Origin of the sequence: Aeromonas sp. HMWF017 (genome assembly GCF_003061465.1) — a bacterium.
Classification (GTDB): domain Bacteria; phylum Pseudomonadota; class Gammaproteobacteria; order Enterobacterales; family Aeromonadaceae; genus Aeromonas; species Aeromonas veronii.
Map to the genome: position 1 here is coordinate 70,632 of NZ_QAJD01000062.1, position 18,274 is coordinate 88,905.

At 56.7% G+C, this 18,274-nt stretch carries 20 protein-coding genes and 1 pseudogene; 10 read left to right on the forward strand and 11 right to left on the reverse strand.

Annotation, left to right across the window (positions count from 1 at the left end; genetic code table 11):
- A pseudogene (gene prpD, locus DBR30_RS05735) lies at positions 1–759 on the forward strand (2-methylcitrate dehydratase); the annotation flags it as partial.
- 86 nt (positions 760–845) lie between these two features.
- Here prpD and DBR30_RS05740 read toward each other — a convergent pair.
- Entirely contained in the window at positions 846–1,574 is a 729-nt protein-coding gene (locus DBR30_RS05740; RefSeq protein ID WP_108588232.1) for an FFLEELY motif protein, read from the reverse strand.
- Between the two features lie 259 nt (positions 1,575–1,833).
- On the opposite strand from DBR30_RS05740, the gene DBR30_RS05745 reads away from it, so the two are divergent.
- Together DBR30_RS05745 and DBR30_RS05750 are read left to right on the forward strand one after the other, a co-directional pair.
- Positions 1,834–2,166, forward strand: coding sequence for a polyhydroxyalkanoic acid system family protein (locus DBR30_RS05745; protein WP_108542521.1), 333 nt, complete (start codon positions 1,834–1,836; stop codon positions 2,164–2,166).
- Positions 2,167–2,420: 254 nt separating this feature from the next.
- Positions 2,421–3,851 carry a wax ester/triacylglycerol synthase family O-acyltransferase gene (locus DBR30_RS05750; RefSeq protein ID WP_005333122.1) on the forward strand — a complete coding sequence of 477 codons (1,431 nt, stop codon included), beginning with the start codon at positions 2,421–2,423 and terminating at the stop codon, positions 3,849–3,851.
- A gap of 114 nt (positions 3,852–3,965) precedes the next feature.
- Here the strand turns inward: DBR30_RS05750 and DBR30_RS05755 are convergent, their stop codons facing one another.
- The 4 genes from DBR30_RS05755 to DBR30_RS05770 form a co-directional block, all read right to left on the reverse strand.
- Entirely contained in the window at positions 3,966–4,754 is a 789-nt protein-coding gene (locus tag DBR30_RS05755) for a hypothetical protein (RefSeq protein ID WP_108542522.1), read from the reverse strand.
- Between the two features lie 25 nt (positions 4,755–4,779).
- A complete protein-coding gene (locus tag DBR30_RS05760) occupies positions 4,780–5,421 on the reverse strand; it encodes a TetR/AcrR family transcriptional regulator (protein WP_108542523.1) in 642 nt (213 codons plus the stop codon).
- Position 5,422: 1 nt separating this feature from the next.
- Positions 5,423–6,610, reverse strand: coding sequence for a patatin-like phospholipase family protein (locus DBR30_RS05765; protein ID WP_108588233.1), 1,188 nt, complete (start codon positions 6,608–6,610; stop codon positions 5,423–5,425).
- 94 nt (positions 6,611–6,704) lie between these two features.
- On the reverse strand, positions 6,705–7,277 hold the full coding sequence (locus DBR30_RS05770; protein WP_005333118.1) for a phasin family protein: 573 nt from the start codon (positions 7,275–7,277) through the stop codon (positions 6,705–6,707).
- Positions 7,278–7,525: 248 nt separating this feature from the next.
- Between DBR30_RS05770 and DBR30_RS05775 the strand changes: the two genes are divergently transcribed.
- Entirely contained in the window at positions 7,526–9,499 is a 1,974-nt protein-coding gene (locus tag DBR30_RS05775; protein WP_108539433.1) for an SDR family oxidoreductase, read from the forward strand.
- Positions 9,500–9,589: 90 nt separating this feature from the next.
- On the opposite strand, the gene DBR30_RS05780 is transcribed toward DBR30_RS05775, so the two are convergent.
- Complete coding sequence (locus tag DBR30_RS05780; RefSeq protein ID WP_108539435.1) at positions 9,590–10,465, reverse strand: esterase/lipase family protein; 876 nt, start codon at positions 10,463–10,465, stop codon at positions 9,590–9,592.
- 170 nt (positions 10,466–10,635) lie between these two features.
- On the opposite strand from DBR30_RS05780, the gene DBR30_RS05785 reads away from it, so the two are divergent.
- The 4 genes from DBR30_RS05785 to DBR30_RS05800 all read left to right on the forward strand — a co-directional run bounded on the left by DBR30_RS05785 (position 10,636) and on the right by DBR30_RS05800 (position 13,880).
- On the forward strand, positions 10,636–10,938 hold the full coding sequence (locus tag DBR30_RS05785) for a YebG family protein (protein ID WP_005333111.1): 303 nt from the start codon (positions 10,636–10,638) through the stop codon (positions 10,936–10,938).
- A 375-nt stretch (positions 10,939–11,313) separates the two neighbouring features.
- Positions 11,314–12,591 (forward strand): tyrosine-type recombinase/integrase, encoded by a 1,278-nt coding sequence (locus DBR30_RS05790; protein WP_181363502.1) that lies wholly within the window; start codon positions 11,314–11,316, stop codon positions 12,589–12,591.
- Positions 12,592–12,950: 359 nt separating this feature from the next.
- Positions 12,951–13,289: a hypothetical protein gene (locus DBR30_RS05795; RefSeq protein WP_108540659.1), complete on the forward strand. Its 339-nt coding sequence runs from the start codon at positions 12,951–12,953 to the stop codon at positions 13,287–13,289.
- Positions 13,290–13,628: 339 nt separating this feature from the next.
- Positions 13,629–13,880, forward strand: a complete 252-nt coding sequence (locus DBR30_RS05800) for a hypothetical protein (protein ID WP_108540656.1) — start codon at positions 13,629–13,631, stop codon at positions 13,878–13,880.
- Positions 13,881–13,952: 72 nt separating this feature from the next.
- On the opposite strand, the gene DBR30_RS21695 is transcribed toward DBR30_RS05800, so the two are convergent.
- The 3 genes from DBR30_RS21695 to DBR30_RS21705 all read right to left on the reverse strand — a co-directional run bounded on the left by DBR30_RS21695 (position 13,953) and on the right by DBR30_RS21705 (position 14,444).
- Positions 13,953–14,075, reverse strand: coding sequence for a multidrug transporter (locus DBR30_RS21695; RefSeq protein ID WP_108540654.1), 123 nt, complete (start codon positions 14,073–14,075; stop codon positions 13,953–13,955).
- Between the two features lie 104 nt (positions 14,076–14,179).
- Positions 14,180–14,350, reverse strand: a complete 171-nt coding sequence (locus tag DBR30_RS21700; RefSeq protein ID WP_235673162.1) for a hypothetical protein — start codon at positions 14,348–14,350, stop codon at positions 14,180–14,182.
- Positions 14,316–14,444, reverse strand: coding sequence for a hypothetical protein (locus tag DBR30_RS21705; protein ID WP_258224299.1), 129 nt, complete (start codon positions 14,442–14,444; stop codon positions 14,316–14,318). Before DBR30_RS21705 ends, DBR30_RS21700 begins: the two co-directional genes overlap by 35 nt.
- 129 nt (positions 14,445–14,573) lie before the next feature.
- Here DBR30_RS21705 and DBR30_RS05820 point away from each other — a divergent pair, with 129 nt between their 5' ends.
- Both DBR30_RS05820 and fabA read left to right on the forward strand, forming a co-directional pair.
- Entirely contained in the window at positions 14,574–16,550 is a 1,977-nt protein-coding gene (locus DBR30_RS05820; RefSeq protein ID WP_108588235.1) for a Lon protease family protein, read from the forward strand.
- A 77-nt stretch (positions 16,551–16,627) separates the two neighbouring features.
- Positions 16,628–17,188 carry a 3-hydroxyacyl-[acyl-carrier-protein] dehydratase FabA gene (gene fabA, locus DBR30_RS05825; protein ID WP_005336586.1) on the forward strand — a complete coding sequence of 187 codons (561 nt, stop codon included), beginning with the start codon at positions 16,628–16,630 and terminating at the stop codon, positions 17,186–17,188.
- A gap of 84 nt (positions 17,189–17,272) precedes the next feature.
- On the opposite strand, the gene rmf is transcribed toward fabA, so the two are convergent.
- Both rmf and DBR30_RS21710 read right to left on the reverse strand, forming a co-directional pair.
- Positions 17,273–17,452, reverse strand: coding sequence for a ribosome modulation factor (rmf, locus tag DBR30_RS05830; RefSeq protein WP_005315693.1), 180 nt, complete (start codon positions 17,450–17,452; stop codon positions 17,273–17,275).
- 158 nt (positions 17,453–17,610) lie between these two features.
- Positions 17,611–18,274: ATP-binding cassette domain-containing protein (locus tag DBR30_RS21710; protein ID WP_258224300.1), on the reverse strand; the 664-nt coding region annotated here is incomplete at its 5' end.

Here is an 18,274-nt window from a genome sequence, read left to right on the forward strand (position 1 = left end):
ACCTCTCGCGCAGTGCGCCTCGCCCTTATCACCATGAGCGGCGAGATGGGCTATCCCGGCGTGCTGAGCGCGCCCAAGTGGGGCTTCTACGATGTGCTGTTCAAGGGCAACCAGTTCTCCCTGAATCAGGGGTACGGCAGCTATGTGATGGAGAACGTGCTGTTCAAGATCTCCTATCCCGCCGAGTTCCATGCCCAGACCGCGGTTGAGTGCGCCATGAAGCTGCATGGGCAGGTGAAGGGGCGGCTCGACGAGATAGACCGTATCGAGCTCACCACCCATGAGTCGGCCATTCGCATCATCAGCAAGGTTGGCGCCCTCAATAACCCGGCCGATCGGGATCACTGCCTGCAGTACATGGTGGCGGTGCCGCTCATCTTCGGTCGCCTCATCGCCGAGGATTACGAGGACGACGTCGCCGCAGATCCCCGCATCGATGGGCTGCGTAGCAAGATGGTGGTGCAGGAGGACAAGCGTTACAGCCGTGAATATCTGGAATCGGACAAGCGCTCCATTGCCAACGCCATCCAGATCTTCTTCAAGGACGGCACTCACACCGCCAAGGTGGAGGTGGAGTATCCGGTCGGTCATCGTCGCCGGCGGGAGGAGGGGATCCCGCTGCTGGTGGAGAAATTCCAGCACAATCTGGCCACCCGCTTCCCGGCCAAACGGGTCAGCGACATTCTGGCCCTCTGTCAGGATGGGCCGCGCCTTGCCGCCACCCCGGTACATGCCTTTATGGATCTGTTGGTGATCTGACCGATATCTACAGGCAAACAGCGATAAACGAAAAGCGGGCCCATCGGCCCGCTTTGTTATTCTGGCGGCTTATCCCTCGATAAGCCTTACCCCAGCGCACTGCTGTCGCCGTTAAAGAGCGCCGTCATAATGGCCATCTCGCGACTGGCGATGGTCTCGAGGAACTCGTTGGCACGCCCCATCTGATGACACACCTGATAACCACGCTCGACAAAGGAGAAAAGCTCGCCAAGCCCCGCCAAATGGGCGGGCCCTGACACCAGCTTGAGGGTCGCCCCCAGCAGCGGTTTTCTCGCCAGCTTGTCCAGCGTCATCCCAAGCTCGCTCACCAACGCAATCTGATGTTCCCGGCGCGCCTGTTCACCCACGGCACGATAGGCGATGGTGTAGTGGTCCGGCGTGATGGGAGCTATGCTATCAATGCGCCGTAGCGCCACCACCATCAGGTAGTCCAGCTCTTCGGAGAGAGCGTCGAGCTCGATCGCCTGCGCCAGCACCTTGAGGCCGGACTCCGGCAACAGCCGTTCGGCGGTCGGCATCACCCGCATCACATCTGCATCGCGGCGGGCGCAATCCCCCGGGCCATAGAGGTCGGTCAGGAAGAACTCGGCGGCAGGGCCGTAGCGGTCACTCTCCAGCAGATCACGATGGGTTCGCCCCAACCGGTCGGCCTGCCACTGGCGTAGCCGATCCCGATCCTGCTGATCTTCCGGGTGGGCACGCATCTGCTCGCGCAAGGCTGCAACCCGCTTGAGCTGGCGGTAGAGCCGACCCAGGGTGCTATCGTCGTCGTGGGCATGTTCTTGATGCGTCATCTACAGTTCTCTGGCCTTGGGCCCATTGATGGGAATTGGGTGATACGAAGATACAAGTGAATGAAAAACAAGCAGCTTTTGCTGAATGTTACGTGACAAGTGTAGCGCGCAAGGGATAGGGAATAAATGCCATGCCCCGCTGATGGCCTTCATCCCTCTCGACTCTGTTAAGTGAGTCCCATTTATGTGAACCATCCTTTCATTTGTTGTGAACATGTGTTTAATATCAATAACTAACTTATGACCCAGAGTAACGACCATGTTCTTCAACTCGCTCGCTGGTAGCAGCGCACTCTCTATCATTCAGATCAGCCGTCAGCATCCGCTGGGATTGGCCGCCGCCCGTCTCGCGGCCGAAGCCATCGCTGCGGACATGAGCGAGAGCTATCAACTCGATTGCGAATGGGCAGATGAAGAGGAGACCGTGCTTCGTTTTCGCGGCTCAGGGGTACATGGCACTCTCACCCTGGACGAAGATACCCTGGAACTGGAAGTGCATCTTGGTTTGATGCTGTTGCCTGTACGCAGCGTACTGGAGCAGGAGATCCTCGATTATGTCGACAATCGCTTACCTTGCCCCAAACGTGTTTGAAACTCTTCGTTGCACTGGTTTTAAATAAAACAGCTGTAAACGATGGCTGTTTGAAATAAGTTTGCAAGCCATATGGTTTGTCAGATTTATTATCCAGCGAGGTCTTGATTCTATTTGTCAGTAATCTTTCATCTTTATTTCATATTTCGAGTCGGCACTCATTAAAGTCATTCTGATTGCATCAAGTCTTCATCCGGATATGAGGACAGGTGCAATTTGCCGCCTCGGTAAATTCATTTTGTAGGGAAACAACCATGCCACTGAGTGAATTTATCTCCTGCGTCGATACCGCCTGGTTACGCATGGACAGACCCAACAACCTGATGCAGATCATCGGTGTCCTGATGTTTGAAGGGGAGCTTGATGAAGCGCGTCTGCGGGCCGGATTGCGCCATACCATTTCGGTGCAACCCCGCTTCCACCAACGGGCCGTGCTGGAGGGGGGCTCCTACTACTGGCGTCATGATCCCGATTTCGATCTCGATCAGCACCTCAAGCGAGTGATCCTGCCGGGTGAAGCAGGCAAGCTGGAGCTGGAGAAGCTGGTGGCCGATCTCGCCTCGACGCCGCTCAACCACCAGCGCCCCCTGTGGGATATGCACCTGACCGACACGTCGCTGGGTGGGCAAGCGCTGGTGGTGCGCATTCACCACGCCATGGGCGACGGCTTCTCGCTGGTGCGGGCCATGCTGACCATGATGGATAACACCCCGGAAGGGGCGCCGCGACCACCGTCACCGGAGCCACTGGATGACAGCGATGACGAGGATGAGGAGGATTGCCACCAGGGCAGCCGTCTGGTGCGGGCCGGTCTCAAGCTGACCGGTAGCCTCTGGTCCAAATATGTCGAAGTGGTCACCCATCCCACCAAGGCGGTGGATTACCTCAAGACCGGGCGGGATGTGGCGAGCGAGCTGTGCAATATCGCCACCCTCGGTGATGATTCACCCTGCCGCCTGCGTGGCAAGACTACCAGCACCAAGCGGGTGGCCTGGTCGGAGCAAATTGATCTGCCGGATATCAAGGCGGTGGGCAAGGTGCTGGGCTGCTCGGTCAACGATCTGCTGATCGCCGCCACCGCAGGGGCGTTTCGCCACTACCTGCAGGAGAAGGGGGATGATGCCAACAAGGTCAAGATCCGCGCCCTGGTGCCAGTCAATATGCGTGCACCTGACGATGAGGGGGCACTTGGCAACCGCTTCGGGCTGGTGGCCCTGGACTTGCCACTGGATGTTGAACACCCGTTGCAGCGGCTCTATACCGTACGTGACCGGATGCAGGCGCTGCGCACTTCTCTACAACCCGTGGTGGTGCTCAACCTGTTACATGCCCTTGGCATGGCCCCCAATGCGGTACAGCAGCAGGCCGTCGAGCTGCTCACGGCCAAGGCCAGCGCGGTGATCACCAATGTGCCTGGCCCGCAGCAGACCCTTTATCTGGCCGGCGCAAAATTGCGTCAGCCGCTGTTCTGGGTGCCGCAATCGGGGGATATCGGCGTCGGCGTCTCCATCCTCTCTTACGATCACAAAGTGCAACTGGGCCTTATCACCGACAAGAAGCTGGTACCGGATCCGGATCGGGTGGTCGAGCGGTTTGCGGTGGAGTTCGAGCAACTGCTGTTGCTGGTGCTGATGGAGCCGGAGCTGTTATTTGACCCCAACGGACTGGATGCGCTGCTCGGTTGAGCGAGCATTTGAAAGACCGATGGCGGCGTAGCCAGCCGGTCTGCCCCATCATAAAAGAGGCCAACCCGCGGGTTGGCCTCTTGTTTTGTTATCTATCCGTGGCAAGAGTGGCGGTTAATCCTCCAGCTCTTCCCGCGCCGCCTCCACATCGAGGCGTTCCATCGCATCCATGGGTTCGCACTCGGCCGCTTCAGCATAGAGGGCTTCGGCCGCTTTCAGGCGGCTCTTGCCGTGCAGCATTACCTGAGCGTTGGCGTACTCCATGCGGGCGATAGCCGAGTCGGGGATCAGCGCCAGCGCCTCCTTGAAGTGACGCTCGGACTCCTCCTTCTTGGCGCCATAGGTGAGGCCGCCGATCATGGCCCCCAACTTGTCGACGATCTCCGCATGCCAGGCACCAAAGGCAATATGGGCTTCGGCGTGATCTGGCGCCAGCTCCAGCGCCTTCTCAAGGCTTGCCTTGATCTTGTCGCCAATTCCTTGCGAGAGGGCCTTGGAGATGGAAATGACCTGACTGTAGCGCCCGAGTGCCAGCGCGTGGAAATACCAGGCGTTGGCGTTCCTGGGCTGACGCTTTTGCAGCTTCTCGGCATGGCTGGCCGCCCGCTCAAAGGCGGCGCGCTTGGCATACTTGTCTTCCAGCAGGTAGCTGGCGTGGATCACCAGCGCCTTGTTCGCCACATTGAGGCCCGCCTCACCGGCAGCTTCGCCAAGGGCGACGGCCTGGGCAAAATCCCCGGCATGATAGGCCCGCCAGGCATCCTGTACCTGTTCATCCTCGGGCCAGGGTTCGGCATCCCCCTGATGGAGTCGATCCCAGTTGTCCGCCAGCTTCTGGCCGGCATAGTCATAGGCCGCATCCGCGTAGGGGAAGGGGACAAATTCGAGTTGTGAAGTGGTCATGCTTGTTCTCCCTGTAGCATGTGAATCAAACCTTGTCGGTGTAGTGGTGGGCGAGGGCGCCCAGATGAGCGCGGACATCGGCCCGCAAATAGGGTGCGACCAGTTGCATCACCTGAAAGACGCCGAGGGCAATATCGGCGTCCACCTTGGGGTGCAGTGCCCGCTGATAAGAGATCCAGAATGTGCCAACCAGCGCCACATTGGCTGCCAGCGTGCGCATCTGTTGCGCCGTGCCCTCCATCAGCCCGGCCGTTTGCAGATGGTTGCAAATGGCGATGGCGGTCTGCTCCTTGCGGCGCAGCAGGGCGGAAAAGCGCTGTTCCACCTGATGATAACCACTCATCAGGGTCGCGATATCGTAGTAGAGGAAACGGTACTGCCAGATGGCTTCAAACATCAGGTGGAGAAAGAGCCAGATATCTTCGGGCTCATCGGACGGGGAGCTGACCGCCTCCAGCAGGCGATCCATCTGCTGTTCAAATTCGCAGAACAGGGCGTTGACGATCTCCTCCTTGTTGTGGAAATGGTAGTAGAGATTGCCCTGGCTGATCTCCATCTCGGCCGCAATGGCCGAGGTGGTGACGCTGGGTTCCCCTTGTCGATTGAAGCAGGCGAGGGCAGTGGTCAGGATCCGCTCCCGGGTACGACGTTTGGGTTTGCGATCCATGCTACTCCTTTGGTGATGAACGACGCACGCCGTGGCGATAGCGTTTGGCAAGCCAGTGCTGTAACTGCTCCAGCGACTTGTCGAGGGCGGCAACCGAGCCAATGCCGGGGGCCAGCAGGGTGCGATCTTCATCGGCCAGCGCGGCCAGATTGAGCTCGAGGCCATGCTTGGCCAGCACCGGCGCCAGCTCGTCACGACGCTGCCAGAGATCGCGGCGGGTATGCTGGTAAGCGTGCTCGCAGAGGCGACGACGATCCCGGTAACTGAACACATTGGTGAAGAACATCTCGCCATCGGCAGAAGAGGGTTCAAACAGCAGGGCGTCGGCGTCAGGATATTGGTGTTTGTAGCGATCCATCCCCACATGCATGCGGGAGTGGATGATGGCGCGAAAAGTCTGGGCCAGCACCACCGGCAGACCGCTGTCCACCAGATTGGTCGGCGCGCCGGCGGCCATGTTCGCATCATAGGGCACCAGCGGATTGATGCAGAACACCAGATCCGCCCCCTCTTCCAGCGCTACCGAAGCGTGCAGGGTCTTGATCAGCGCCCCGTCCACATAGTAACGACCGTTAATCAATGAAGGGGGAAAGAGGCCAGGCAGGGCTGCCGACGCCTGTACCGCCGCCGAGATGGGCACGTCATCGAGCCCCGGGCTGCCGAAGGCGACCGGATGGCCGGTATCGAGCTCGGTAGCGACCACAAACAACCGACTGCGCAGCTGGCGGAAATCGTTGCTACGGCCGGGACGAGAGAAAAACTGGGTCAGGGTGCGATCCACCCCGCGGTTGTCGAACAGTCCGGTCGGAATGGCCTTGGAGAGTCCCTGCAGCGATTCAAATAGGCTGCGCTTCCAGGGCGCCGCCAGATAGTAGGTCAGGCTCTGCCACGCCAGCGGCGGGATCGAGGTCAGGCGGTCGGCATATTCACGAAAGGCGGGGCGCAGCAAGGTGGCCGGGTCAAACATCTCCCCCGAATCATCGCTGAGCAGGATCCGCACCAGCTTAGCCGGCGAGATACCGTTGGCCAGCGCCGATGCCACTACGGCCCCCGAGCTGACGCCAACATAGATATCTGCATGGTCAAGGCGCAAGCCGTTGATGCTGTCAGAGAGGGCTGCGCAGGCACCGATCTCGTAGATGCCGCCGAGCGGCCCGCCGCCAGCAAGGGCAATTGCGATGGTACTCATAGCGTCGCCTCCCTATCCATGACATTCACCATGACAAGACCGGCCCAGCGCAGGGCATGGGCCGGTATCAATCACCTTCCGTCACCGCGAGGGATCAGGGCAGAACGCTCTCTGCTTTGGCCTTCACCTCTTTCACCGCATCTTCAGCGGCGGAGAGGAGATCGGCGGCCTGCTCAACCACGGCCTCTTTAGCCTTGGCTACCGGTGCCTTCTTTACCGGAGGCTTGCGGGCAGCGGGCTTTTTGGCGGCAGCCGGTTTGGCTTCAGCGGCCGGGGCCTCCTCTTCCTGTGCATCCAGCAGTTGCTGGACCACGTCGGTCAGCTCGGCCATGCGCTTGGAGAGCTTGTCGATATCCTTGCGGGTCGGAATGCCGAGGCTGGCCACAGCGCGGGCCACGCGGTCTTCAAACACCTGCTCCAGACGACCCCAGGTATTGGCGGTCTTGTCGGTCACAGCGGCAATCTTCTCATCTGCGCTCTGACGGGTTTTTGCTTGCAGCGCTTCACCTTCCTGCACCAGGGCTTCAAAGATCTTGCCACCCTCTTCCTGCGCCTTGGCATAGGCACCCAGACCCGCCAACCAGATCTGCTGGGTGGACTCCTTGATGGTGGAGGTGAGTTGGTTGTCGGTCACTGACCCTGCCAGCGCTTTCAATTTCTTAGCCATGATCTTCTCCTTTAATAACGACAGATAAATGTAATGGCGACAACGAAACTGCAATCGGGTTGTGGCATTACTGATTTTTCAACTTCAGTCTAGGGACAAAAAATAGAGGGTTCTACCTAATAACGGAACAGGCACACCACCGAAATTAGGGTTTGCTCACGAACCGACAATCAAATTGCGGATTCCCATATGAATCGTGATATATCTAACAACCTAGTAACACCCTAATCAGTAGCAGGATTCTCTTTATGAACTATTTCATTACTGGCGGTAGTGGTTTTATCGGGCGTCGATTGATCAAAAAGTTATTCCAACAGCATCCCGACTGTACCGTCTATTTTCTGATGCGCGCCTCTCATCAGGATAAATTGCCAGAGCTGTTCTCATTCTGGAATGTGGATGAATCGCGCGCAGTCCCGGTTTTTGGCGACATGACGCAACCGCTGCTGGGGGTATCGGTCGAGATACAGGAGCAGTTGATCGGCAAGATCGAGCACTTCTTCCATCTGGCTGCCATCTATGATCTCAACGCCAAGGCGGGGATCCAGCAGCAGGTCAACACCGAAGGGACCCGTCAGGCTGTTCAACTTGCCGAGCGGCTGGGGGCGGGGCAGTTCCACCACTGCAGCTCCATCGCTGCAGCGGGCCTGTTTGACGGTCTGTTTCGCGAGGACATGTTCGATGAGGCCGAACACCTCGACATGCCTTACTTCCAGACCAAGCACGAAGCGGAAGGGATTGTGCGCAATGAGTGCACAGTTCCGTGGCGAGTCTATCGACCGGGGATCGTTGTCGGTGACTCCAATACCGGCGAGATGGACAAGATCGACGGCCCTTACTACTTCTTCAAGACCATCCAGAAGCTGCGCCGTCTGCTGCCGCCCTGGATGCCCGCCATCGGGGTTGAGGGCGGGCGCATCAATATCGTGCCGGTCAACTTTGTGGTCGATGCCATGGAGCATATCGCCCATCAGGAGGGAGAGGAGAACAAGACCTTCCACCTGACCGACCCCAACCCGATGCGGGTCGGCGACATGCTGAGCACCTTCTCCCGCGCCGCCCATGCGCCGGAGCCTGCGATCCGCATCAACGCCTCTCTCTTTAATTTCATTCCCCGCCACCTGACCGCCATGCTGATGACCATGGCGCCGGTGCGCCGCATCCGCGATGCCGCCATCGCCGATCTGGGTCTACCCAAGGATGTGTTCCGCCTTATCAGCTATCCCACCCGTTTCGACAGTCGCGAAACCCAGCGGGTACTGAAAGGGACCGGTATCGAAGTGCCGCCGCTGCACAGCTACGCCTGGCGGCTGTGGGATTACTGGGAGCGTCACCTCGACCCGGAGCTCTTCATCGATCGCTCCCTGCGTGGTCGGGTAGAGGGCAAGGTGGTGTTGGTGACCGGGGCCACCTCAGGCATTGGCCGTGCAACCGCGCGCAAGCTGGCGGGGGCGGGGGCCAACGTCGTTACCATCGCCCGCGACGAGCAGAAGATTGCCGAGACTAAAGCCGAGTTTGCCGAGCTGGGGCTGACCATCGAGATCTATCAGGGGGATCTCTCCAATCTGGCGCAGGCCGAGGAGATCACCGCTCGCATCGTGGTCGATCACGGCGGCGTCGATATTCTGGTCAACAATGCCGGCCGCTCCATCCGCCGCTCCATCGAGGACTCCTTCGATCGCTTCCACGATCTGGAGCGCACCATGCAGCTCAACTACTTCGGCGCGCTCAAGGTGATCATGGGGGTGCTGCCCACCATGATCGAGAAGAAGAAAGGCCACATCATCAACATCTCCTCCATCGGGGTGTTGACCAATGCGCCGCGCTTCTCCGCCTATGTTGCCTCCAAGTCGGCCCTCGATGCCTGGGTGCGGACTGCCGCCTCCGAGTTTGCCGACAAGGGGGTCAGCTTCTCCATCATCAATATGCCGCTGGTGAAAACGCCGATGGTCGCACCGACCAAGGTCTATGAGCAGGTACCGATGATGACGCCGGAAGAGGCGGCCGATCTGGTATGCGATACCATCATCAACAAGCACGTTCGTCTGGCTACTCGCCTCGGGGTATTTGGTCAAGTGGTTCACGCTCTGGCGCCGCGTGTCGCCCAGGTCATCATGAACACCAGCTTCCGCACCTTTGCCGATCCCAAGGATGGCGACAAATCCAAAGCAACCGCCGATCAGGTTGCCGTCTCGACCCTGATCAAGGGGATACACTTCTAACCGGGTGATGGGATAAAGAGATCAACAGGGGCCTGAGCAATCAGGCCCCTGTTTTATTTGAAATAACAGTTGAAGGACGAATAAGGAGGGTCAGACTCGGGACAGCAGATCAAGCAGCAGATCAGTCGTACGGCGGGAATAGAGCAGAGAAAGATGCCCGATGGCGGGCAACTCGATATCTTCCATTCCCGCCAATCGTTGCCGTTCCTGCGGCATCACTACGTTGTCGTGACTGGTACGCACCGAGATGCCGGGTACGCAAAGCGGCACCGAAGCGAAACGCTGCAACCAGCCGGAGCCTGGCTCCATCTCGCGGGCATTGGCCCCAAGCCCAAGGGCGGCCAGCTGACTGCCCTGATGGGGCGTTGCCAGGGTGATCAGGCGCGCGACCTTGTCACCACCATGGATAGCCAGATAGTCGCGACAGACCAGCCCCCCCATGCTGTGACCGACCAGCACCAGCTTGTCAGCACCGGTCTGCGCCAGCACATCGTCAATCCGGGTGGCCAGCAGCGGCACCATCTCATCGATATGACCAAATGGAGGCATCAGGGTAATGGTGGCAACCACATGGCCTGCGGCTTCCAATCGGGCGCGCTGGGTGCGCCATATACCGCGACTGCAACCGTAACCATGCACCAGCAATATGGGGCGCAAGGATGGACGCAGCCGATCGGGTGCCATCAGCAAAGGCTCGAACGGCAGCAACAAGGTGAAAGTGTAGAGGTAGGCCAGCATCTCCTGAGCCATCATCTTCACCCTGCGCCAGGGGCCGATAGCCGGGGAGGGGTAGAAACGGGTAAACAGCCAACTGCCGAGCACCACTAGGCAGCGCAACCCAAGCAGGGCAAACACTACAAACAGCAGGGTCAGCAACCAGGTGAGTCCCACGACCAAGTGGGCGATACTCCCGAGGAGCAGCACCTCTACCATCAGCAGGATAAACAAATGTCGTACGATCGTCATAAGGCCATGATCCGACCAGTCAGGCGTGGAAGTCAAATGGCACTTTGAGACAGCTTGATCCAGCGCGGTTTTTGTCGCTAGACCCCGGCGAACTCTTTTCCGGTGAGGTTATTTGCAATACTGTATATCCATACATATACTCTATCCATCATCACCAAGAGGAGGCCATCATGGCTGTCGAGATCAAATATGTGGTTGTTCGTGGGGGAGTGGAAAAAATGACCTTTGCCAGCAAAAAAGAGGCCGATGCCTATGACAAGCTGCTGGATACGGCCGATGAGTTGATGACCCTGTTGGCTGGCGCCCCGATCGAGCTGGCCCCAGAGCAGCAAGAGAGTCTGGCATTCTACCTGGCAGAGCAGCGTGATGTGCTGCAAACCCTGCTGCGTGGCGGCAAGGTTCAGGCAGGCACGAAGGAAGAAGAGGCTCCAGCGGCCAAGCGCAAGGAGAAGCCACTCAAACAGGTTGCCTGATTGCACAGACCTGCTATTTCTCGGGATAAATAGCTCGCAGCATTCACTTTAATTGCATTTAAATCCATTTTTACGGCTATTTACCCCGAGAATTTTTTAACAAGGATGCATATCCCATGCATAACTAAATAGCGTACACAACTGAGCGACACCAGCCAGATCTATGAGGAAATAATGAGCAAACAGTGGAGAGATCGTTATCCAGATCGCTCCCGGTGACCTCAATCAGCAATAACAAGAGACAGAACAAAAACTAGCAGAAGCCGCATTCATCTATCACGAGCCCTTTTTTATCATCTCGGCTCACAGGCACATATCGATTCATCATCAACAAGCAACACCATGACTCAACACCCATTATCCTTGCCGCCGGCCATGCCGCTGTTTGACAGTCTTATCTATCTGGAAGCTGGCAACCCGCAGGTCAATCAGTACCTTGCCAACCTCAGCCTCAACGATGTGCCCGATGCCGGGTTGGTTTACGAACTGGCGGTCGATTGGCTGCTAGAGCAGCGCAACAGCGAAAACAACTACAAAACCTATCGCAGCGAACTGACCACTTTTTTGCACTGGTGCTTTCGAGAGGCTGCCATCAGCCCGAAAGATCTCACTCGCCGCATCATGATCCGCTATCTCGACTACTGTCAGTCCCCCCCTGACGAGTTGATAGCCTATCGCAACGTAGCGCAATTTGTCCTCGACAAGGAGTGGGGAGAGCGGTTGCCCAACCCGCAATGGCGACCGTTTCTCGGCAAGCGGGAGCTGGGCCGCACCTTGCCCTATCGTCTTAGCGAGCAGGCGATGAAGACCAAGCTCGCCATCCTGTCGGCCTTCTTCCAGTTCCTGATCCAGGAGGAGTACATGGACAGGAATCCCGCTCTGCTACTGCAGCGGGTCAAACGGCCGCAACTGCAGGAGGCCGATGATCAGGTGCAGGCCTTCAGTGAGTTGCAGTGGTCATACGTGATACAGGCCGCAGATACCCTTGCCAACGACCATCCGGAGCAGCACGAGCGCAGCCGTTTTCTCACCATTCTGATGTACGCCTGCTATCTGCGGATCTCTGAGGTTGCAGCCCGGCCGGGCTTTACCCCTGTGATGGGGCAGTTCAGGCGGGATCGCAAAACCGGCGTCTGGGGCTACTTTATTCCGCAAAGCAAGGGGGGCAAACGGCGTACCGTGGCGGTATCCCAAGCGCTGTTGGCGGCACTCGAACGCTACCGCCGTTTCCTCGGTCTCTCTCCCTTGCCGACACCGGATGAACAGACGCCACTGTTCGTTCGCCATAAAGCGGCAGCCCACGGCCGCGAGCAAGGAGAACTTAACGCCAACCTTGGAATTCGCCAGCTACGGGATTTGATCATGGTGATCATCGGTAAAGGCGCAGAATTGGCAGAGCAGGATGGATTTGTCCAGGATGCGGCTGAAATGCGGCAACTCTCTCCCCATGCGATCCGTCACACCGGGATCACCCATGACATCAACCTGCACGGTCGACCGCTTTCCCACGTACAAGCCGATGCAGGACATGACAGCATCGACACCACTTCGAAATACCTGCACTCCAGCAACAGTGAACGACATGAGAGCGCCCAGCAAAAGCCGCTGGACCGATTGAATCAGCACATGAGAGATAACACTCGCAATAACTAACGAACAACGTGACATGGGACCCTGATTTTTATTAACTGCTCTTAGAACACAGAATATCTTGCTTGGGATGTCATAGAAGTTGGTGCGGCGATGTTGTACTTCTCCGGATGGCAATCGGCTCAGGGATTATTTTTTGCTTACAGGCACCTTGCCATCTGCGTCATACATATTTATCCCATAGCAGAGAAGCAAAAAACGAAATTGCTTGCTGAAACACCGAGACCACCCGATGCCGAAAGCTAAGTAACATGCCGGAAGCAGTCATATTCGTATTGAACAGCGCCTTGTTATCACACTTGCATATCCAGTCATCATTGGTGATATTGATGTCAATATTGACGAGATACCAAGGAGCGGGTATGCAAGTGGCAGTGGTGGAAAAGACCTTCAAGATCGTTGGCAAAGGGTCGCTCATAGCCCAGTTCACCTTTATCTCTTCAGGCACGCTGCATATCTGGTTTCCGGATGTGGGCCTGCAGATGGAGGCCCACTGCAAAGAGTTGCGTATCGAAGATTGCACCATTATCTATACCAATGGCCTCCATCACGGCCAGCCCAGAGCACTCTGGTCCTTGACCCTCCATCCCGATGATATGAACGAGCTCAAACGCATATTGCAGCAGTTCAACAACAACCTCTACTTGACCTGCCAGCCACCCACATTGGCCATCGCCAAACGTGCCTTGAATATGAATTGACCCGACTTCCAAAAAAGTCGCAATCATGCCAGCCACAACAATAAGCCGTGAGGATTAAGGGGAGGGGAATCTATCGCGATAGTCGGCATTTTTATGGCTGTTTTACAAGAAGGAGTATCAATATTTCCAGAGAGAGACCTCTCAAGTAGGGGACAGATATTTCTAAGAATATTCTTTGTAATAACGAGGGTTATAACTGCGAAAATCAAACTTAACGTTCCATAAGGGAAGGGAATCCAGCACAACGTACTGATTTAATAGTGGACTCTTGTATCAAAATGGGACATTTGTGGTTTCATAATATCGACTAAGGGGAGAGGGAATGTCTGATTCATTGGGATGACTACTTCGACCAGGAAAAGGGCACCGCCTGGCTTTCTGGTTGAGCGAGTAGATGTTGTGGGCGAGGGGGCTTTGGCGGATCAGTTGGCCAAGTTGGCCGACCTCTACATTGCCAAACAACAGGGGAACCGGATGGCCGGTCTTGCTGACTTGGGTGAAGCTCTTCTTAAGCTGGCCGAGACCGGCATTCGTGAAGGCTCATCGTCATGTGCTGGACTGATGAAGGAATTGTGCCGCAGAACCGGCTGAATAAAGACTTGTTATCTCTCACGATGATGCCGATAAATGGGATTATCGGCATTAATTACAAGTAGCTCTCATTTACTTTTTCTTCGGTTTATCAGTTTCTTTCACCGTTGTACTGGGGTGCTTATCTGCATATTTCTTTGGAACATACTGTCCTGTTTCTGCGTCACGGTACTTAGGTGCAGGCTTCTTTGCCATTCAAGGATCCTCTATAGTTGATTAGCGCAGCCTCATGAGAGGCCTCATTTTTATCGCACAATACATTCCCATGGACAAGTTGAACGGCATACGAGAATAAAAGATCAAATCTCTGACCCTGAATTCAACATCCTATCAAGCTCATCAAATGTACCAGCATTGGGATCACACTGAGCCAACAGTTCTTCCAGCGTGTAGCGCGGCTGGCCACGCAGTTTGGCGCGAGCGCGCTCCACATCATCAAACGCCGCAGTCAGCAGCGCCGGATTCGCCATCTTCAAGAGCTGCTTGCAGATAGGCAACCATATCGGCCTCGGTGGCCAAGCAGTCAACCGCATCAAAGCGGCTCCATTGTTCAGTTCTCTTCATTCCGTCCTCCTGTCACCGTCACTGCGCATAATGTATATTATGTTAAATTAAGTATCTTGTTTCCTGTCACCACTTATTGAACTGTGTATAATGGCAACAATTGATCCTATCTTCGACCGGATGTCTTAAGTGGCTGAATTAACATCAGAACAATTAAAACCCGCTTTTGCGCTTGAACAGTTCCCCAAGCTCAGCGAGCTTGAACCTATCCCCTTTGCTGCGCTGCAACCCAGAGCCATTTCCGGCATCAAACGTCTTGCCAGTTTTGATGGTGACTGTCCGGTCATGCTGCTCAACGGGTTTCCCGGCGCAGATTACGAAGGCGTTTGCCAGACGCTGATTGCCGACTCCAATGGCAAGGACGGTGACCTGTTTGACCTCTGCTACACCGAGAATCTGAACAACCCCTATAAGCCTATCTGGCTGCGCCTGCAACCGGGCACCGGCATCGAGTTTTGCGAAATGGTTGGCGAGCTGCTCAAGCTGTTGAGCCACCATCTCGATGCCGAACGCATCGTGACCCGCATCATGCGCAAGCAGAACAATGATCCGAAAATCGATGATTTCCTCTCCGATCTGGCGGCTCACGTGGCATTGGGTCTGGAGTTTCAGCACCCCATTCTGATCAATCTGCTGATCCACCACGAAGCGCAGGAAGCGCCGGTGATTTATGGCCGTGACCTCAACTGGGATACCCTGTTTGGCTCCATCAACTACCAGACCGAACAAGGCTCTGTCTACGCCAACCAGCACCTGTTGGAGCCTGGCTTGCTGCGCGAAGCCAACGGCGGTTACCTCATTTTGCAACTGGACGAGCTGCTGGATCAGCCACATCTCTGGTTCAAGCTGAAAAATGCCATGCAAAAAGGTGAGCTGGACTGGAACGCCTATCAGGAAGGGAAAACCCTGACTCCCTTCTTCGCGCCTGAAGCAACCCCCATCAAGCTCAAGCTGATCTTGGTGGGTGACCGACTCGACGTGGCCGAGTTCCAGATGCTGGATCGGGACATGTCCGAGCGCATCTTCCTGCGCGCGGATCTGGTGTCAGAGGTGAATATTGAAGAGGATCTGCAGGAATTTCTGCAGTACCTGGCCTGGCTGCGCCAGCGCTGGAACCTGCTGGACTTCACGCCAGCCGCCCTCGCCGCCCTTTGTCGTCATGCCAGCCGCCTCTGTGACCATCAGGAGTGGTTGTCGCTCTCCGAAGTTCAACTCTCCGCCATCATGCGGATGGCTGACAGTCTGGCCCGGGAGCTGGGATCTGATGTGGTCAACGACGAGCATATCCGCGGCGCACTGGAGGAGCAGGATTACCGCCTCAACTATCTGGTAGAGCAGTCCGATCAGGGGGTTATCGACGGCCAGATCCTGCTGCAAACCGATGGCGAAGAGATTGGCCAGATCAACGGCCTGTCGGTCATTCAGGTCTCCGGTCACCCTTATGACTTCGGTGAGCCGGTGCGCCTCACCGCAACCGTACACCTTGGTGATGGCGATGTGGCGGATATCGAGCGCAAAGCGGAGCTGGCCGGTCATATCCACGCCAAGGCGATGATGATTATCCACGGCTATCTTTCCAACAAATTTGGCGCAGAGAACCCCTCCCCTCTGTCGGCGAATCTGGTGTTCGAGCAGTCTTACCACGAAATTGATGGCGACAGTGCCTCCCTGACCGGCCTGTGTGCCCTGCTCTCTGCCCTCGCCCGCCAGCCTATCTATCAGCACTTCGCCGTGACCGGTGCGGTCGATCAGTTTGGCAATGTGCAGGCCGTTGGTGGCGTGAACGAGAAGATTGAAGGCTTCTTCAGGGTGTGCAAAATACACGGCATCACCGGCAAGCAAGGGATCATTTTGCCGGGCACCAACATCCAGCAGCTGAACCTCTCTGACGAGGTGATTGCAGCGGTTGAAGCAGGCCAGTTCCACATCCACCCGGTGGATCATGTGGAAGAGGCCATCGAGTTGCTGACTGGCTGTGTCGCCGGTGAGCCTGATATGCCCGATACCCTGTTTGGCCGTATTCAGGAGCGGTTGGACGAGTTGAACGGCTCCACTGCCAAAGTCGGACTGCTGCAATCCCTGCTGGGGCGCCTGTTTGGCCGCTGATGAAGTGATCGGAGTTGTTTAGCGAACAACTGTAAGCTAAATTGGCCCGGCTTTGACCCATTTGAAGGAAATACCGCGTGACCGTAGACAATACCACCATGGAAGCCCGCCTTTCCCTGTGCGAACAGGGCAAGAACTCTTTTACCCGTGAAGAGCTGCTGGCTTGCAGCCGTGGCGAACTGTTTGGTGAGGGTAACAGTCAGCTGCCTGCCCCCAACATGTTGATGATGGACCGCATCGTCAAGATCAATGACAACGGCGGCGAACACGGCAAGGGCGAGATCCTGGCTGAGCTCGACATTACTCCTGATCTCTGGTTCTTCGATTGCCACTTCCCGGGTGATCCTGTGATGCCTGGCTGTCTCGGTCTGGACGCCATGTGGCAGCTGGTTGGCTTCTTCCTTGGCTGGAAAGGTGGCCCCGGCAAGGGTCGTGCTCTGGGCGTAGGTGAAGTGAAATTCACCGGCCAGATCCTGCCGACAGCCAAGAAAGTGACCTACAAGATCACCTTCAAGCGTGTCATCAACCGCAAGCTGGTGATGGGAATTGCTGATGGTGTGGTCGAAGTCGACGGCCGTCCGATCTACAGCGCCACCGACCTGAAAGTGGGCCTGTTCAAAGATACCACCGCATTCTGATCTCTCTGATTGGTGGTAAAACAGCATTAACGCAAAGGGGCCACAACGGCCCCTTTCCTTTTGTAATGAGTGATGAAGTACCTGCTACTTCATGAAGAGGCCTGAGCCCCGCCCTTCCATGGCGTCACGCCAACCACCAAGCCAATGCCCTCGGGCATCCAGGCATTGATACGGACACGCTTCTTTCTGTTTGCCGACCACGCCAGCCTGATAACCACGAGCACGAGCTCTTTCCAGACGGTCCCGCTTCTGTCTCTTCATCATCTACGACCCTCTTCGTGGAACAAAAAAAGCGACCAATTCTGCATCGGTCGCTTTCATCTTTACTCCTGCGAGCGCACTCGGTCAAACAAAAACTTCCACCCTAACCGGGCTATGTGACACAAGGCACTGAACTGGATTAAGTTTTAATTACAGGGAACTTACTCCTGATTTTTGAGTCCTTCCAGCTCTTCCCAGCGAGCAAATGCCTGCTCCAGCGCGGCTTCAGCGGCATTGAGCGCATCGAGTTTCGGCTGGGTTTTATCTGCCGGCAGCGAGAAGAACCCAGGCTGGTTGATCTCGCTTTGCAGCGCATCCAGCTCGGCTTCCAGCTGCTCAAGACGAGCAGGCAACCCTTCCAGCTCAAGCTGCAGCTTGTAGGAGAGCTTCTTGCTTTTCTTCGGCGCTTCTGGCGCGGCGGCAACGACCGGCTCGGGAGCCTTCACCGGTGTGCTCTTGGCCTGTTGCTGAGCACGCTGCTGCTCGCGGGTCGCCATCATGTCGGCATAGCCGCCCACGTAATCGCTGATGCGGCCATCCCCTTCAAACAGCCAGCAACCGGTTACCGTATTGTCGATGAAGCGACGATCGTGACTGACCAGCAGCAGAGTGCCCGGATAGTCCGCCAGCAGCTCTTCCAAGAGCTCCAGAGTCTCGACATCGAGGTCGTTGGTCGGTTCGTCGAGGATCAGCAGGTTGCTGGGTTTAAGGAACAGCTTGGCCAGCAGCAGACGGTTTTTCTCACCGCCAGAGAGCGCCTTGACCGGCGTTCTGGCCCGCTTGGGCTCGAACAGAAAGTCCTGCAGGTAGCCGAGGATATGGCGG

Excerpts from the sequence above, each read along its gene's own strand:
- DBR30_RS05740 (WP_108588232.1), bottom strand. The coding sequence starts at position 1,574 with ATGACGCATCAAGAACATGCCCACGACGACGATAGCACCCTGGGTCGG.
- DBR30_RS05745 (WP_108542521.1), top strand. The coding sequence starts at position 1,834 with ATGTTCTTCAACTCGCTCGCTGGTAGCAGCGCACTCTCTATCATTCAG.
- DBR30_RS05750 (WP_005333122.1), top strand. The coding sequence starts at position 2,421 with ATGCCACTGAGTGAATTTATCTCCTGCGTCGATACCGCCTGGTTACGC.
- DBR30_RS05755 (WP_108542522.1), bottom strand. The coding sequence starts at position 4,754 with ATGACCACTTCACAACTCGAATTTGTCCCCTTCCCCTACGCGGATGCG.
- DBR30_RS05760 (WP_108542523.1), bottom strand. The coding sequence starts at position 5,421 with ATGGATCGCAAACCCAAACGTCGTACCCGGGAGCGGATCCTGACCACT.
- DBR30_RS05765 (WP_108588233.1), bottom strand. The coding sequence starts at position 6,610 with ATGAGTACCATCGCAATTGCCCTTGCTGGCGGCGGGCCGCTCGGCGGC.
- DBR30_RS05770 (WP_005333118.1), bottom strand. The coding sequence starts at position 7,277 with ATGGCTAAGAAATTGAAAGCGCTGGCAGGGTCAGTGACCGACAACCAA.
- DBR30_RS05775 (WP_108539433.1), top strand. The coding sequence starts at position 7,526 with ATGAACTATTTCATTACTGGCGGTAGTGGTTTTATCGGGCGTCGATTG.
- DBR30_RS05780 (WP_108539435.1), bottom strand. The coding sequence starts at position 10,465 with ATGACGATCGTACGACATTTGTTTATCCTGCTGATGGTAGAGGTGCTG.
- DBR30_RS05785 (WP_005333111.1), top strand. The coding sequence starts at position 10,636 with ATGGCTGTCGAGATCAAATATGTGGTTGTTCGTGGGGGAGTGGAAAAA.
- DBR30_RS05790 (WP_181363502.1), top strand. The coding sequence starts at position 11,314 with ATGCCGCTGTTTGACAGTCTTATCTATCTGGAAGCTGGCAACCCGCAG.
- DBR30_RS05795 (WP_108540659.1), top strand. The coding sequence starts at position 12,951 with ATGCAAGTGGCAGTGGTGGAAAAGACCTTCAAGATCGTTGGCAAAGGG.
- DBR30_RS05800 (WP_108540656.1), top strand. The coding sequence starts at position 13,629 with ATGACTACTTCGACCAGGAAAAGGGCACCGCCTGGCTTTCTGGTTGAG.
- DBR30_RS21695 (WP_108540654.1), bottom strand. The coding sequence starts at position 14,075 with ATGGCAAAGAAGCCTGCACCTAAGTACCGTGACGCAGAAACAGGACAG.
- DBR30_RS21700 (WP_235673162.1), bottom strand. The coding sequence starts at position 14,350 with ATGGCGAATCCGGCGCTGCTGACTGCGGCGTTTGATGATGTGGAGCGC.
- DBR30_RS21705 (WP_258224299.1), bottom strand. The coding sequence starts at position 14,444 with ATGAAGAGAACTGAACAATGGAGCCGCTTTGATGCGGTTGACTGCTTG.
- rmf (WP_005315693.1), bottom strand. The coding sequence starts at position 17,452 with ATGATGAAGAGACAGAAGCGGGACCGTCTGGAAAGAGCTCGTGCTCGT.